This is a genomic window from Candidatus Accumulibacter vicinus (assembly GCF_000584955.1).
Classification (GTDB): Bacteria; Pseudomonadota; Gammaproteobacteria; order Burkholderiales; family Rhodocyclaceae; genus Accumulibacter; species Accumulibacter vicinus.
In genome coordinates this window covers 257,946-271,837 of record NZ_JDSS02000037.1, presented here as the reverse complement: position 1 = coordinate 271,837, position 13,892 = coordinate 257,946, and the positions used below count along the sequence as shown (strand labels likewise).

Genomic DNA, 13,892 nt, shown 5'->3' with positions numbered 1-13,892 from the left:
TGTGAACACGGCGGCCGGTGAGCGACTGGCCAGCCGGTTTCCGGGTCTGCCGCGTTACCCGCAGGTCGATGGCGGCATCAAACTCGCCGCCGGCTGGTTGATCGAACAGAGCGGCTGGAAAGGCCGCAACCTCGGCCGGGTGGGAATGTTCGAGAAGCAGGCACTGGTGCTGGTCAATCGCGGCGGCGCTTCGGGAGCCGAGGTGGTCGCTCTGGCAAGGGCCGTGCAGACCGATGTGCGCGCGCGTTTTGGCGTCGAATTGACGCCCGAGCCGGTCTTTCTCTGAACGGTCGACAGACCGGATGCGCGCAGCCAGGACCCGTCAGAACCTTTCGTCGGGGCGCAGAAAGCGCCATTGACCGGGCGGCAGGTCGCCGAGTCTGACGGCCCCGATGCGCACGCGCTTGAGGCCGGTCACGCGCAGCCCGACCAGCTCGCACATCCGCCGGATCTGTCGCTTGCGACCCTCATGGAGAACGAAGCGAAGCTGATCGTCGTTGAGCCATTCGACCCGGGCCGGCTTCAGCTTGCGGTCGTCGAGGCTGAGCCCGTGCTGCAGCAGGGCCAGGCCTCCGGCATCGAGATGACCCGCGACACGTACCAGATACTCCTTGTCGATCATCGAGTTTTCGCCAATCAACTGGCGTGCCACTCGCCCGTCCTGGGTCAGGATGAGCAGGCCGGTCGAATCAATGTCGAGCCGGCCGGCGGGTGCCAGTCCTTTCAGACAGGCCGGATGGAAAGCTGGCGTGTCCGGCGTGCGATACTGTGTCTCTGGTCGAATCAGGGTCACGGCCGGCTTGCAGCCGGGTTCCGGCTGGCCCGAGACATAGCCTACCGGTTTGTTCAGCAGAATCGTCAATCGGCTTTGCTGATTCGCCTGCGCTTGCCGGTCGAGGGTAATGACGGCATCCGGATGCGCGCGCGTTCCGAGTTCGCTGACCCGCCGTCCCTCCACGAAAACCCAGCCCCGCACGATGTATTCATCCGCATCGCGGCGCGAACAAAGACCGCGTTCGGCCATCAGCTTGGCGATGCGTACGCCGTCAGGCGGTACCTTGCCCGCCGCTTCCGGGACGGGCGCGGAGCGCGATGTGCTGGTGCGAAGCAAACGCTCGGGCTCTGTCTTGTGCGCTGGCGCGCCAGCCACACGGGCCGCAGGCGGCTTGTGCCAGGTCATGCGGGCACCGGGCAAGGGCCGACCGATCCCCGCTTCGGCCGACCGTGTCCCGGAGGGCGGTCCTGGTGTCTTGCGTGGCCTGTCGGCCATTCTCAGGCGATATCGAGCAGCTCGATCTCGAATACCAGCTTCGCGTTTGGCGGTATCAATTTTCCGGCGCCACGGGCACCGTAAGCGAGATCGGCGGGAATGGTGAGCTTACGGATGCCGCCGACGCTCATCCCCGGCACTCCTTCTTCCCAGCCGGCAATGACGTGTTTCCCGTCGAGCGGAAAACGGAAGGGTTCGTTGCGATCGACGCTCGAATCGAATTTCTTGCCATCGGCCAGCCAGCCCGTGTAGTGCACGATGACGTGCTGACCGGCGCTGGCGGTGGGACCGCTGCCAACAATGATCTCTTCGATCTGTAAGCCACTGGGTGTGGTGACAATGGGCATGTGAGGTGAACTCCTGATCAACAAAAACTGCAAGTTTAGCCCAGCATGGCATCTTGCGGCCAGCTGAATGCAGACAATTCCGCACGATCTGGATGCGAACAAAACGCTGCCGGAACGCGCCTGACCGACTGCCTCGGGCGGCATGCACTTGCGCCCTGGCTTTCGGTTACACTCGGCAGCACCTCTTGCCGGAAATACGCCCCATGCACAACCAGACCCGTCACGCCGCTTGCCGACAGCGAGGGAGGCGCGAATCGATCGAGCCATGCCGGTGGAGCGTCCGGCGAACCCCGGAGACGCCATGAGCGAAACGGCTGTCGATCGGTTGCGCCGCTTCGGCGGCATTGCCCGCCTCTATGGCGTGGATGCCTTGCAGCGCTTCGAAAACGCCCATGTCGCGGTGGTCGGCATCGGTGGCGTCGGTTCATGGGCGGTCGAAGGCCTGGCGCGTTCGGCGGTCGGAAGGATCACCCTGATCGATCTCGACATGATCGCCGAGTCCAACGTCAACCGTCAGGTACACGCGCTCGACGGTGAATTCGGCAAAGCCAAGGTCAGCGCCATGGCGCAACGGATCCGTGCCATCAACCCGGATTGCGTGGTCAGCGAAATCGAGGATTTCGTGACGCCGGAAAACGTTGAAGCGCTGCTTGGCAAAGACTTGGATTACCTCATCGACGCCATTGATCAGGTGCGCACCAAAGCGGCGATGATCGCCTGGGCGAAACGTTATGGAGTGCCGCTGATCACTGCCGGTGGCGCCGGTGGCCAGACCGATCCAGGGTGCATCCGGATTGCCGATCTTGCATTCACCATCCAGGATCCGCTGCTCGCCAAAGTGCGCTCGCTACTGCGCAAAGACTACGGCTTCCCTCGCGAGGCGAAGAAGAAATTCGGGATCCCGGCGGTATTTTCCAGCGAACCCCTCCGCTACCCTGGACGCGGCAGTTCCTGCGAGCAGCCACGGACGCTCATTGGCCTGAGCTGTGCCGGCTTCGGTTCGTCGGTTTGCGTGACGGCGCCTTTCGGTCTGCTGGCCGCCGGCGAAGTACTCAGGCATCTGGCCGGCACCCCATCGCCGGTGGCGGGTGGACCAAACTGACAAGCATCTTCCGTGCACCACCGCGCTGCCGGAATCTGCAGCTCAGCCGATCATGACCCGGTTCTTCCCCGCCTGTTTGGCCGCATACATGGCCTCGTCTGCGCGCTTGGTGACCGATCCCTGCGTATCGCCGGGCTGCAGGTGGGTCACGCCGGCGCTGAAGGTGATCAGTCGTCGGTCGTTGTTGTGCAGGAAGATGCGTCGGGTCAGTTCCCGCTGCAGACGGACAATGGCCGTCTGCGCATCCTCGACCGACGTATCCGGCAGGATGATGATGAACTCTTCGCCGCCAAATCGGGCGACCGTGTCTTGCGGACGCATCGTCTCCCGAATCACGGTCGCCAGGTGTATCAGGGCTGCATCGCCGGCATCGTGACCGAGCGTGTCGTTGAGTTTCTTGAAGTTATCGATGTCGAGCAGGGCCACGCAGAGGGTTGACTGACGACGCTGCGCACGCCCAACCTCCTTCTCGAACGCCTCATCAAGCCCGCGACGGTTGAGGGTCCCGGTCAGCTGGTCATGACGAACCAGCATGCTGGCTCGGTCGAGTTCCAGCTGCAGTTCGCCGATTCTCGTTTCGGCTTCGCTGACACGCCGTTTCGCGGTGCGCAGGTCGTCACGCGAGCGTTGGGCGTTGAGCTGGATGATGCGTGTCTCATGAATCACCTCGGCGAGGACATCTTCGAGTTGTGTGATGTCCTCAGCCATGCTGATCCGGTGCGCACAGAGCTCGAGCTTGTCATGATAGTCGGAGGTCGAATCGGCGAATTCTGCCAGATGATCGACAAAACCGGCCAGCATCTGCTTGAGGCTTTCCTTGGCTTCGTTGAGGCTGCGTTTGAGCTGGCTCTGCTTGAAGATGACTTCCTTGAGCCGACCCTCGGCATCGCCAATGGCACGGATGCTCAAAGGGTTGGAAACGATGTCGCGGACGATTTCGATCTGTCCCGCCAGCCAGCGATCTTCGGTGACCAGCTCGCCCACGTTCTCGATCAGCAATTGCAGCAGATTGAGCAAACCCGCGCGCAGTTCGGTACGATCCTCTGCAAGGATCTCCAGACGGAATGCGAAGCGCTTGACACCCGCCAGCAAGCCTTGCAGCGCAGAAGATGACGTGGCGCTGCGGGTCTTGTGTACCAGCATGCGAGCATCGGCGGCAAGCTCCGGTTCATCAGAGAGTTGTGTCGCGATGATCACTTCGAGGGTGTACGCGAAGATGTCGCGGAGCTCACTCGACGACTCGCTCGCACGCGTTAAGCTGTCTGCGCCGACCTCACCGACGAGTGGCAAGCTGACCTCAGTCCCTGCGATGGCTCCGGGCTCGATCAGAGGGATTTCCCCATCGGCCGGTCCACTGCTCGACCATGACTTGACCAGGCCCTGCAGTCGTCCGAACAGCAGTTCACTATTGCCCGTAGCGGCTGCCAGCACTCGCTCGAGCGCTTCACGCTTGCGCGCCACGGTCAGTCCGGCTTGCTTGTTTTCCCACTGGCACAGGAAGTCGCGGAACAACTCGCTCCAGGGCAGTTCATGCTCATTGGCGAGCTGTTTGACCAAATCGGCCATCCCGTCGCGAAGTTCATCCCAGTTCTTGCCCTTGAATGCCTGTTCGAATCGCTTGACCAGCTTTTGCTGAACGGCGGTCTCTCTGGGCAGAGCGGTCTGTAGCACCTGCAGCTCGCGTTTGGGGAAATTTTCCGCGAGATTGCCGGAGGTACCCGCAATCTCGTTATAGATGTCCCGATAGTTCTCGGGAGAGGGAGAAATGCGCCGAGAAGCCAGCAGACGAAGGGTTTCGCGAGCAATTTCCGAGGGGTTCGCAAAAGATGGCATGGGGTCCTACCGAAAAAACAGTCAGGTCATTCTAACAGCGGGATGGCGATGCAAAGCTGTTTGCGCCTGGCCAGGAATCCGGAGATGATACAGCAAGCATCAAGGTCGACTATAATTCGTCCCAGAGATGCCTTTTGCCCCCGTAGCATGAAGGTCGTGCAGTTGATTTGTAATCATCAGGTGTTGGTTCGATTCCGACTGGGGGCACCAGGAAACAAGCACTTGGGCCAATCCGACGAGATTGGCCCAAGTGCTTTCTGGGGCTTGAGAACGAATCGTGAACAGGCATCGAACGGGATGGGGATCTGGTGGCCCTGGCGGTCCGACGGTAGCACCGGCGGCGGTCATCGAAGAAGCGGCACGTTCCGGCTGGCAGGCACGGCTGGCGCTCGGTTTCGAGCGTCGTGCGGAGACCACGCTGCTGGTACAGCGCGAGCATTTCGGGCCGCTGCGCGTACAGAAAGCGCTCTACCCGGAGGGTCCGGCTGTCTGTCATGCGATTGTCCTGCATCCGCCCGGGGGCATCGCCGGCGGCGACCGACTGGACATCTCGCTGGCCGCGGGAGACGGTGCGCATGCATTGTTGACCACCCCAGGCGCCGGCAAGTGGTATCGTTCGGGGGGGCGGCCGGCGCAGCATGTGCTGAACGTACGCGTTGGGCGCGCAGCCGTCATCGAATGGCTGCCACAGGAGACGATCGTCTTCGACGGTGCCGACGCGCAGATGCACACGCACGTCCAACTGGCCGCCGGTGGCATGTTCTGCGGCTGGGAAATACTCTGCCTGGGTCGAACGGCTGCCGGCGAATGCTTCAGCTACGGGCAACTCGACCTAGCGACGCGGATCGAAAGCGAAGGACGACCGCTGTGGGTCGAGCGCGGTCGGCTGTCCGGCGGCTCGGCCTGGCTCGACGCGGCTGCCGGTCTGGCCGGCCAACCGGTCAGCGCGACCCTGCTGCTTGCAGGGTCGGTGGTGCCGCGAGAATGGCTCGACGCCTGCCTGGCGGTTCCGGCCGCCGCGAGCCTGCTGACCGGGGTCACGGCACTACCCGAGGTGCTGGTGGCGCGTTGCCTGGCGCCCTGTACCGAAGCGGCACGCGCCTGGTTGAGCGAAGTGTGGAAACGGTTGCGCCCGGCGGCGCTCGGCAAAGCAGCCGTCGTGCCACGCATCTGGAGCACCTGAATCGCTTTGAGGAAGACGCATGGAACTGACGCCGAGAGAAAAGGACAAGCTGTTGATCTTCACCGCCGCTCTGCTCGCCGAACGACGCCGGGCGCGCGGCCTGAAGCTCAACTACCCGGAAGCGGTGGCGCTGATCAGCGCCGCGATCGTCGAAGGCGCCCGCGACGGCCGCACGGTCGCCGAGCTGATGAGCTACGGCACAACGCTGTTGAGTCGTGCCGACGTGATGGAAGGCGTGCCGGAAATGATCCACGACATCCAGGTCGAAGCAACCTTCCCGGACGGCACCAAGCTGGTCACCGTGCATCACCCGATCATTTGAGGATCTGAACGATGATTCCCGGAGAAATGCAGATTGCAGCGGGCGAGATCGAACTCAACACCGATCGTGCAACAATCCGCCTGAGCGTCGCCAACACCGGTGACCGGCCGATCCAGGTCGGTTCGCATTACCACTTTGCCGAAACCAATGCCGCCCTGGTTTTCGACCGCATCGCAGCGCGCGGTTGCCGGCTCGACATTGCCGCCGGTACCGCGGTGCGCTTCGAACCCGGTCAGACGCGCAGCGTACAACTGGTGGCGCTGGCCGGCGAGCGCCGAGTCCATGGCTTTAATGGCCAGGTAATGGGAGAATTACCATGAGGATTCGGTCATGAGCGTCAAAATCTCGCGGCAGGCCTATGCCGAGATGTTCGGCCCAACCATCGGCGACCGCATACGTCTCGCGGATACCGAACTGTGGATTGCCGTCGAAGACGATTTCACGATCTACGGTGAGGAAGTCAAGTTCGGCGGTGGCAAGGTGGTCCGTGACGGCATGGGGCAGGGTCAGAAGCCTGCGGCCGAAGTTGCCGACACGGTGATCACCAACGCGCTGATCGTCGACCACTGGGGGATCGTCAAGGCCGACATCGCCATCAAGGGCGGCCGCATCGCAGGCATCGGCAAGGCCGGCAATCCGGACATTCAACCGGGCGTGACCATCCCTATCGGCGGCGGCACCGAGATCATCGCCGGCGAAGGAATGATCGTCACCGCCGGCGGCATCGACAGCCACATCCATTTCATCTGCCCGCAGCAGATCGATGAAGCCCTGATGTCGGGAGTAACGACCATGCTCGGCGGCGGCACCGGACCGGCCACCGGCACCTACGCCACAACCTGTACGCCGGGACCCTGGCACATCCAGCGCATGCTCGAAGCGGCCGACGCTTTCCCGATGAACCTCGGTTTCTTCGGCAAGGGCAATGTCTCGCTGCCGGAACCGTTGCGCGAGCAGGTACGCGCCGGCGCCATCGGCCTCAAGCTGCACGAGGACTGGGGCACCACCCCGGCGGCGATCGACAACTGCCTGGCGGTGGCCGACGAGATGGACGTGCAGGTGGCCATCCACACTGACACGCTCAACGAATCCGGTTTCGTCGAAACGACGCTCGCCGCCTTCAAGGGGCGAACCATTCATACCTTCCATACCGAAGGCGCCGGCGGCGGGCATGCGCCCGACATCCTGCGTGCCGTCGGCGAGACCAACGTCCTGCCTTCCTCGACCAACCCGACGCGCCCGTACACCGTCAATACCGTCGATGAGCATCTCGACATGCTGATGGTTTGCCACCACCTCGACCCGGCGATCGCCGAGGACGTCGCTTTCGCCGAAAGCCGCATCCGCCGCGAGACGATCGCCGCCGAAGACCTCCTGCACGACCTCGGTGCGCTGTCGATGATGTCGTCGGATTCGCAGGCCATGGGACGCGTCGGCGAAGTGATCATCCGTACCTGGCAGACAGCGCACAAGATGAAGGTACAGCGCGGTCAGCTGCCGCCGCCGACCGGTCAGGTCGAATCCACGCACGACAACTTCCGTGTCAAGCGCTACCTCGCCAAGTACACCATCAATCCGGCGATCACGCACGGCATCAGCGATCTCGTCGGTTCGATCGAGGTCGGCAAGCTCGCCGACCTGGTGCTCTGGAAACCGGCTTTCTTCGGCGTCAAGCCCTCCTTGATTCTCAAGGGCGGAATGATTGCGGCGGCTGCGATGGGCGACGCCAACGCCTCGATCCCGACGCCACAGCCGGTGCACTATCGGCCGATGTTCGGAGCTTTCGGCGGTGCGCGCAAGACCTCGGTGACCTTCGTTTCGCAGGCGGCGCTCGACCATCCGGAACTCGCGGCGCTGCGCCTCGCCAAGCCGCTCTTTGCCGTTCGCCGGACGCGCGCACTCGGCAAGTCCGACATGATCCACAACGCCGCGACACCGAAGATCGAAGTCGATCCTGAAACCTACGCCGTTCGCGCCGACGGCGAGCTGCTGGTCTGCGAGCCGGCCAGCGTGCTGCCGATGGCGCAGCGCTATTTCCTGTTCTGAACATGCTGTTCGCCGAATCCTTCGCTGACCGCGAGACGCCCGCCAGTGACCGCATGGTGTTGCCTTATGATGCTCGCCGCAAGAGCCGACAACGCGTCACTCTGGCCAGCGGCGAGGAGCTGGGCTATGTCTTCCCGGCCGGCACCGTGCTGCGCCATGGCGACCGATTGCTCACCGGCAATGGCCGCGTGATCGCCGTCGAGGCCGCACCGGAAGCGCTGCTGGAAGTCCGCGCCGGCGACCACCCCCTGCAGTTGATCCGCGCCGCCTACCATCTCGGCAACCGGCATGTGCCGGTGCAGCTTGGCGAGTGCCACCTGCTTTTTCAGGCGGACCACGTTCTCGCCGAAATGTTGCTGGGTCTCGGTTGTGCGGTCAGTGAGGTCGAAGCGCCATTCGATCCGGAAGGAGGAGCATATGCTCACGGCGAAGCGCAGGCGGGCGGTCACGACCACGGCCCGGATCGCTCGCCGGCGAAAATTCACGAATTCAAGTGAGTCTCGCGCTGTCGCGGCTGCTGCAGCTGGCCAGCCCGGCACTGCCGGTGGGCGCCTACACCTATTCGCAAGGCCTCGAATGGGCTGTCGAAGCCGGTCTGGTGCAGGATCAGGCGGCTGCCCTGGAATGGATCGCGAAGCTGCTCGAGAACGGTATCGGCCGCTTTGAAGCGCCGCTGACCGCCTGTCTGCAGCGAGCCTGGGTTGCCGCTGATGATTGCGAAGTCAAGCGTCTCAACGCCGACTTTCTGGCCAGCCGCGAATCGTCCGAGTTGCGTGCCGAGACCGTCCAGATGGGCTATTCGCTACGTCGCCTGCTGCACGATCTGGACGATTTCCCACTGCCACCGGCCTTCGACTCACTCCCGGAAGTCTCTTTTCCGGTTGGCTGGACGCTGGCCGCTGCCGCCTGGGAAATCTCCATCGTTGATTCGCTGACCGCTTATCTATGGTCCTGGTGCGAAAATCAGATGATGGCAGCGCTCAAGGCAGTACCGCTCGGCCAGGCTGCCGGGCAGCGCATCCTTCTGGCGCTGGGTAGCCGCCTGCCGGCGGTGGTACGGCAGGCGCTCGAACTCCCCGAAGAACGCTGGAGCAACTTCGCCCCCGGCCTGGCTCTGGCGTCAAGCCGTCACGAAACACAATATTCGAGACTTTTCCGATCCTGAAAGAAAGCAAATTCACATGCACCGACGTCCCGCCCTGCGCATTGGCATCGGAGGCCCGGTCGGCTCCGGCAAGACCGCACTCACCCTGGCGCTGTGCCTGGCGCTGCGCGACCGATACAGCCTCGCCGTGGTGACCAACGACATCTACACCGCCGAAGACGCGAAGTTCCTGGTGCAGCATTCGGCGCTGCCGCAGGAACGCATCCTGGGCGTCGAAACCGGCGGTTGCCCGCATACCGCAATTCGCGAGGATGCGTCGATCAACCTCGAAGCCGTCGCCCGCCTGACGACGGCTTTCCCGGACATCGAGATCGTTTTCGTCGAATCGGGTGGTGACAATCTCGCGGCGACCTTCAGCCCGGAGCTTTCCGACCTGACGATCTACGTCATCGACGTCGCTGCCGGCGACAAGATCCCGCGCAAAGGCGGGCCGGGGATTACCCGGTCCGACCTCCTGGTAATCAACAAGACCGATCTCGCGCCACGGGTCGGCGCTTCGCTGGAGGTCATGGATCGCGACAGCCGACGCATGCGCGGCGAGCGGCCGTTCGTCTTCAGCAATATGAAGACTGGCCAGGGTCTGTCCGAGATCATCGCCTTCATCGAGGAGCGTGGGATGCTGCGTTGAACCGCAGGGGGATCGGAGACATCCAGGCGCCAAGAGAGCCAAGGCCGTTATGGTGACTGGACCATGGTTTCAGCATGGCGCATAGCGTTAGCCATAGAAGCCAGGGATCAAGCGCCGTGTGAAAAGCCCAATGAGGAGGCCACGCTGGGCCTTTGGGCGGCGGCTGAGCAAAACGGGGGGAGGCGTGCTTCGATGGCCGTGCCATCGCGAAGCGGAAGCCGAAGCGACGGCGGGGGCCGAAGCCCCCGCCGATAGCCGTTCTGTTTATTGGACGGCTACGTCCTCAGCAGGCCTAAGCGGCCAGTGCGAAACGCTCATCGTTGGCGTTTGTGGTTTTGCTCGGATTACGTCCGTCGCCTTTCGGGTTGCCTGCTCACCATCTGTCACCCTGTCGAAACCAGTACACCCCCGTAGTGGTGGAGGTGGCGGGAATCGAACCCGCGTCCAGAACGCTTCCGGGTTGCCGGAATTACAACCATGCCTGCCATTATGGGGACAGTGACTCGCGAACACAAGCGCCGCGTGAAGTTGTTTTGTGTCAGACCTGCATGTTCATTACGTCATGGTAGGCTGAGACGAGCTTGTTGCGGACCTGAATCATTTCCTGAAAAGAGATGTTGGCCTTTTGCAGGGCGATCATCACATCGTGCAAGTTCTCGCTGCTGTTGCCGGTGGCAAAATTTGCCGCTATCGCATCTGCCTTCTGCTGCGTCTGATTGACCTCGGCTATCGAAGCCTGCAATACCTTGGCAAAATCGGTCCCACCGTTAGTGGTATTCTGCGCCTCGGCGACACGCCCGCTGGCCGCCGCCGAGTTCGCGCGCAACATGCTCAACATCTGATCAATACCCTGGGTATCCATTCACTTCTCCAAACGCGTTCCGTGATCTCAAAGCAAAAAGTGCGCCAATTCCTTCGACCATCGACCCGACTCCATCAGTCCTCCTTGAGAAAGCCTTCGAGGCGATACTGTCGCAACTTGTAACGCAGGGTTCTCTCAGGCATCCCGAGACGCTGCCCGGCCAGTTTGCGCGAACCACCCACCGCCTCCAGTGTGTGCAGGATATGCTCGCGCTCCATGTCCCGCAAGTCTTCGGCTGGTCGGGTCCGGGAGGGTATGGCACTCACCGGCGGGACGATTTCGGTCAGTTTCCCCGCCGCCGGATCGACGCGACGTTCAAGCGCGAAATGCAGGGCATCGACGTCAACGATGTCGCCAGAGGCAAGAATGACCGCCCGCTGGATGATGTTTTCCAGTTCACGGACATTGCCAGGCCAGGCGTTGCACTGCAGGGCGGCCTCGGCGGCGGTGGACAGGCGCAAGTGTGGACGACCCGATCGACCGCCGTGGGTGGCCAGAAAATGACGCGCCAGGGGAATGATGTCCTGGCTACGTTGCCGCAGGGCCGGAATCAGTAGCGGGAAGACGTTGAGCCGATAGTACAGATCCTCGCGAAACAGGCCCTTCGCCACGCTGTCGGCAATATCCCGATTGGAGGTGGCGACGATACGGATATCGAGGCTGACCGGCTTGCTGCCGCCTACACGCTCGACTTCGCGCTCCTGGAGAACACGCAGTAGCTTGGCCTGCAGGCCAAGCGGCATTTCGGTGATTTCGTCAAGCAATAAGGTCCCATGCTGCGCCTGTTCAAACTTTCCGGCCTGTGCGTGCTGAGCACCACTGAAGGCCCCCTTTTCATAACCGAAAAGCGTCGCTTCCAGCAGACTATCCGGAATCGCCGCACAGTTGATGGCAACGAACGGACCCTTGCTGCGCCCCGAGTGCTGGTGAATATAGTGCGCCACCACTTCCTTGCCCACACCACTCTCCCCGCTCAGCAGGACCGTGGCGTCGGTCTGTGCAACTCGCCTGGCCAGAGCAAAGAGATTGCTGGTCATCGGATCGATGGCGATCACCCGGTCATCACCGGGTGCTTCCGGCAAGCGATAGCGCAGTACATGTGTGAGCAGCGCCTTTGGCTCGAAAGGCTTGAGCAGAAAGTCACAGGCACCTGCCCGCATGGCTTCGACAGCGCGGTCGACGTCGGCGAAAGCGGTCATCAGGACTACCGGCAGGTACGGGAAGCGGCTGCGGATTTCTTTGAGTAAGGCAATGCCATCGACCGGCAACATGCGCACGTCGCTGACGACCAGCGACACGGCATGCCTGACGAGCAGTTGCAACGCCTGGTCACCTCCACCCGCAGAGATCACCGTCTGCCCCGCCAGTTCAAGAGTGTCGCAGATCGCTTCACGCAGAGCAGCGTCGTCTTCAACCACCAGAATCGGCAATCCTTGAGCCATTGTATCCCTGTTCCTTAATGTAAAAGTCATGGCCGTTAGTGCAGCTGCGCTGCCGCCGTTTCGATCGGCAAAAAGATCACGAAATCCGAACCCTCGCCCAGGACCGAACTGACACTGAGGGTCCCGCCGTGTGCGCGCACCACGCCAAGGGCGATGGCCAAACCGAGTCCGGTGCCCTGCGCTCGTGTGGTAAAGAACGGATCGAAAACGCGTAGTTGCACCTCGGGTGCAATCCCGGAACCGGTATCACGCACGCCGATTCGCAACTGCCGACCGCACTCGCTTGCCCAAAGGGTGACTTGCCCGCCTACCGTACAGGCTTGCAAAGCGTTCTCGAGCAGATTCACCAAAGCTCCGGCCAAGGCTTTTCGGCTGCCGGTGACAATGACCCTGGCAGCGCTACAGATCACCCGGAAGGCAACCTGCTTCTCGAGAAACAGCGGCTGCACGGTCTGCGCGGCGTCGCCCAGCAGTTCTTCGGCAGACATCGTATCGCAGCCGATGCTCTCCCCGCGGGCAAACAGCAGTACCTCCTGAATCAAGCGCTCGAGGCGCTGCAGTTGTGCCGTCGTCTTGCTGGCAAAACGGATGCGCGCTGAATCGCTGAGATCTGCCTGACCAAGATTGGCGCTGTAGAGCAAGGCCGTCGCCAGCGGGGTTCGTAACTGGTGTGCCAGCGTCGCTGCCATCTCGCCCATGGCCACCAGGCGCTGATGACGTTCCAGTTCGGCCTTGAGGCCGTGCGCCGCGGTCACATCATGGATCAGCAGGATGCGCCCGCCAGCCGAATCGAGCGGACTCTCGACGATGGCCAGGCGACGCGCATCGAAATGCCATTCTCCCGGCGCTTCGGTTGCCACCAGGCTGGCCTCCAGCACGGCCGGCCAGGACTTACCGATGATCGCTGCTCCAAACATCTCGCAGGCCGCCGGGTTGGCCTCGCTGACACAGGCGGCGCTGTCGAGTACCACCACACCGGCAGGCAAGGCATCGAGCAACAGCGAAAGACGTTCGGATAGTGCCTCCTTCTCCTCGTATTGCCGGCGCAATTCGCCATTGGCGACCGCCAACTCGGCCGTCAGCGACTCGACACGCCGCTGCAGCCCCTGATACGCCTGCGTCAGTGCCTGTGAAACCTGGTTGAAGACGTCGAAAGCCCGTTGTAGCTCCTGTGCTTCATGACCCGGCAGTGGCGCGACTTCGCTCATCGGTTGGCAGCTCCCGTACAATAAACGGCTACAATAGCATTGCAATTATCAGCCTTTTTCGCTTTTTGCTTGCTTGATCGCAGGCTCATCACCGTATCACAAGCATGGCGACAGCCGAAACCACTCCGACAGCAGCCGCGGGCAATCCGCTGGATCGCGTTCGCGAGGCGCTGGCGCGCCTGAGCAACAAGCAGAAAGTACTGCTGATGGTCTCGATCGCGGCCATCATCGCCCTGCTCGTTGCGGCGGGAACCTTGTTCAGACAAAACGAGTTCAGGATACTTTTCTCCAACATCTCCGAACGGGATGGCGGTGCGATCATCGCCGCCCTGGAGCAGATGAACGTTCCCTACAAGTTCAACGACTCGGGCAACGCCATCCTCGTGCCCTGGTGATGTGCCATGTAGGAGCGCACCACTACGTGCGATTGCCCGCGTCGCTGCCGTGCAGGCGTGTAGTCGATCGCTTCGAAGAAGCCGAACTG

15 protein-coding genes, 1 tRNA gene, 1 other RNA gene and 1 pseudogene are annotated in these 13,892 nt (G+C 62.4%); 11 read left to right on the top strand and 7 right to left on the bottom strand.

Features of this window, described 5'->3' with window-relative positions:
- Positions 1-286, top strand: a pseudogene (locus CAPSK01_RS17080) (UDP-N-acetylenolpyruvoylglucosamine reductase); the annotation flags it as partial.
- 36 nt (positions 287-322) lie between these two features.
- Here the strand turns inward: CAPSK01_RS17080 and CAPSK01_RS17075 are convergent.
- Together CAPSK01_RS17075 and CAPSK01_RS17070 are read right to left on the bottom strand one after the other, a co-directional pair.
- Positions 323-1,024, bottom strand: a complete 702-nt coding sequence (locus CAPSK01_RS17075) for a pseudouridine synthase (protein ID WP_034929538.1) — start codon at positions 1,022-1,024, stop codon at positions 323-325.
- Positions 1,025-1,272: 248 nt separating this feature from the next.
- A complete protein-coding gene (locus CAPSK01_RS17070) occupies positions 1,273-1,617 on the bottom strand; it encodes an FKBP-type peptidyl-prolyl cis-trans isomerase (protein WP_034929377.1) in 345 nt (114 codons plus the stop codon).
- Between the two features lie 301 nt (positions 1,618-1,918).
- Here CAPSK01_RS17070 and CAPSK01_RS17065 point away from each other — a divergent pair, with 301 nt between their 5' ends.
- Positions 1,919-2,719, top strand: a complete 801-nt coding sequence (locus CAPSK01_RS17065) for a tRNA threonylcarbamoyladenosine dehydratase (RefSeq protein ID WP_034929374.1) — start codon at positions 1,919-1,921, stop codon at positions 2,717-2,719.
- 42 nt (positions 2,720-2,761) lie between these two features.
- Here the strand turns inward: CAPSK01_RS17065 and CAPSK01_RS17060 are convergent, their stop codons facing one another.
- A complete protein-coding gene (locus tag CAPSK01_RS17060) occupies positions 2,762-4,552 on the bottom strand; it encodes a GGDEF domain-containing protein (RefSeq protein WP_034929372.1) in 1,791 nt (596 codons plus the stop codon).
- 136 nt (positions 4,553-4,688) lie between these two features.
- Here CAPSK01_RS17060 and CAPSK01_RS17055 point away from each other — a divergent pair.
- From CAPSK01_RS17055 to ureG, 8 genes are all read left to right on the top strand, one after another.
- Positions 4,689-4,762, top strand: a tRNA-Thr gene (locus CAPSK01_RS17055).
- Between the two features lie 67 nt (positions 4,763-4,829).
- Positions 4,830-5,735 carry an urease accessory protein UreD gene (locus CAPSK01_RS17050; RefSeq protein WP_337958613.1) on the top strand — a complete coding sequence of 302 codons (906 nt, stop codon included), beginning with the start codon at positions 4,830-4,832 and terminating at the stop codon, positions 5,733-5,735.
- Positions 5,736-5,754: 19 nt separating this feature from the next.
- Complete coding sequence (locus CAPSK01_RS17045) at positions 5,755-6,057, top strand: urease subunit gamma (RefSeq protein WP_034929370.1); 303 nt, start codon at positions 5,755-5,757, stop codon at positions 6,055-6,057.
- A gap of 11 nt (positions 6,058-6,068) precedes the next feature.
- On the top strand, positions 6,069-6,377 hold the full coding sequence (locus CAPSK01_RS17040; RefSeq protein ID WP_034929369.1) for an urease subunit beta: 309 nt from the start codon (positions 6,069-6,071) through the stop codon (positions 6,375-6,377).
- A gap of 10 nt (positions 6,378-6,387) precedes the next feature.
- The gene (gene ureC / locus CAPSK01_RS17035) at positions 6,388-8,103 is read left to right on the top strand and encodes an urease subunit alpha (protein ID WP_034929366.1); all 1,716 of its coding nucleotides are present in this window, start codon (positions 6,388-6,390) and stop codon (positions 8,101-8,103) included.
- Positions 8,104-8,105: 2 nt separating this feature from the next.
- Positions 8,106-8,600 (top strand): urease accessory protein UreE, encoded by a 495-nt coding sequence (gene ureE, locus CAPSK01_RS17030; protein WP_034929363.1) that lies wholly within the window; start codon positions 8,106-8,108, stop codon positions 8,598-8,600.
- Complete coding sequence (locus CAPSK01_RS17025; protein ID WP_273703906.1) at positions 8,597-9,268, top strand: urease accessory protein UreF; 672 nt, start codon at positions 8,597-8,599, stop codon at positions 9,266-9,268. The genes ureE and CAPSK01_RS17025 overlap by 4 nt, the downstream gene beginning before the upstream one ends.
- A gap of 16 nt (positions 9,269-9,284) precedes the next feature.
- The gene (ureG, locus tag CAPSK01_RS17020; protein ID WP_034929358.1) at positions 9,285-9,896 is read left to right on the top strand and encodes an urease accessory protein UreG; all 612 of its coding nucleotides are present in this window, start codon (positions 9,285-9,287) and stop codon (positions 9,894-9,896) included.
- A gap of 224 nt (positions 9,897-10,120) precedes the next feature.
- On the opposite strand, the gene ssrA is transcribed toward ureG, so the two are convergent.
- The 4 genes from ssrA to CAPSK01_RS17005 all read right to left on the bottom strand — a co-directional run bounded on the left by ssrA (position 10,121) and on the right by CAPSK01_RS17005 (position 13,408).
- Positions 10,121-10,424: a transfer-messenger RNA gene (gene ssrA, locus CAPSK01_RS23550) on the bottom strand.
- Between the two features lie 10 nt (positions 10,425-10,434).
- Positions 10,435-10,758: a flagellar hook-basal body complex protein FliE gene (gene fliE / locus CAPSK01_RS17015; RefSeq protein WP_034929356.1), complete on the bottom strand. Its 324-nt coding sequence runs from the start codon at positions 10,756-10,758 to the stop codon at positions 10,435-10,437.
- Between the two features lie 74 nt (positions 10,759-10,832).
- A complete protein-coding gene (locus CAPSK01_RS17010) occupies positions 10,833-12,200 on the bottom strand; it encodes a sigma-54 dependent transcriptional regulator (RefSeq protein ID WP_034929353.1) in 1,368 nt (455 codons plus the stop codon).
- Between the two features lie 35 nt (positions 12,201-12,235).
- Positions 12,236-13,408 carry an ATP-binding protein gene (locus tag CAPSK01_RS17005; RefSeq protein ID WP_034929350.1) on the bottom strand — a complete coding sequence of 391 codons (1,173 nt, stop codon included), beginning with the start codon at positions 13,406-13,408 and terminating at the stop codon, positions 12,236-12,238.
- A 104-nt stretch (positions 13,409-13,512) separates the two neighbouring features.
- On the opposite strand from CAPSK01_RS17005, the gene CAPSK01_RS17000 reads away from it, so the two are divergent.
- Complete coding sequence (locus CAPSK01_RS17000; protein WP_034929348.1) at positions 13,513-13,803, top strand: hypothetical protein; 291 nt, start codon at positions 13,513-13,515, stop codon at positions 13,801-13,803.
- The last annotated feature ends 89 nt before the right edge of the window (positions 13,804-13,892 follow it).

Excerpts from the sequence above, each read along its gene's own strand:
- CAPSK01_RS17070 (WP_034929377.1), bottom strand. The coding sequence starts at position 1,617 with ATGCCCATTGTCACCACACCCAGTGGCTTACAGATCGAAGAGATCATT.
- CAPSK01_RS17060 (WP_034929372.1), bottom strand. The coding sequence starts at position 4,552 with ATGCCATCTTTTGCGAACCCCTCGGAAATTGCTCGCGAAACCCTTCGT.
- CAPSK01_RS17010 (WP_034929353.1), bottom strand. The coding sequence starts at position 12,200 with ATGGCTCAAGGATTGCCGATTCTGGTGGTTGAAGACGACGCTGCTCTG.
- CAPSK01_RS17075 (WP_034929538.1), bottom strand. The coding sequence starts at position 1,024 with ATGGCCGAACGCGGTCTTTGTTCGCGCCGCGATGCGGATGAATACATC.
- ureG (WP_034929358.1), top strand. The coding sequence starts at position 9,285 with ATGCACCGACGTCCCGCCCTGCGCATTGGCATCGGAGGCCCGGTCGGC.
- CAPSK01_RS17005 (WP_034929350.1), bottom strand. The coding sequence starts at position 13,408 with ATGAGCGAAGTCGCGCCACTGCCGGGTCATGAAGCACAGGAGCTACAA.
- fliE (WP_034929356.1), bottom strand. The coding sequence starts at position 10,758 with ATGGATACCCAGGGTATTGATCAGATGTTGAGCATGTTGCGCGCGAAC.
- CAPSK01_RS17065 (WP_034929374.1), top strand. The coding sequence starts at position 1,919 with ATGAGCGAAACGGCTGTCGATCGGTTGCGCCGCTTCGGCGGCATTGCC.
- ureC (WP_034929366.1), top strand. The coding sequence starts at position 6,388 with ATGAGCGTCAAAATCTCGCGGCAGGCCTATGCCGAGATGTTCGGCCCA.
- CAPSK01_RS17000 (WP_034929348.1), top strand. The coding sequence starts at position 13,513 with ATGGCGACAGCCGAAACCACTCCGACAGCAGCCGCGGGCAATCCGCTG.
- CAPSK01_RS17045 (WP_034929370.1), top strand. The coding sequence starts at position 5,755 with ATGGAACTGACGCCGAGAGAAAAGGACAAGCTGTTGATCTTCACCGCC.
- ureE (WP_034929363.1), top strand. The coding sequence starts at position 8,106 with ATGCTGTTCGCCGAATCCTTCGCTGACCGCGAGACGCCCGCCAGTGAC.
- CAPSK01_RS17040 (WP_034929369.1), top strand. The coding sequence starts at position 6,069 with ATGATTCCCGGAGAAATGCAGATTGCAGCGGGCGAGATCGAACTCAAC.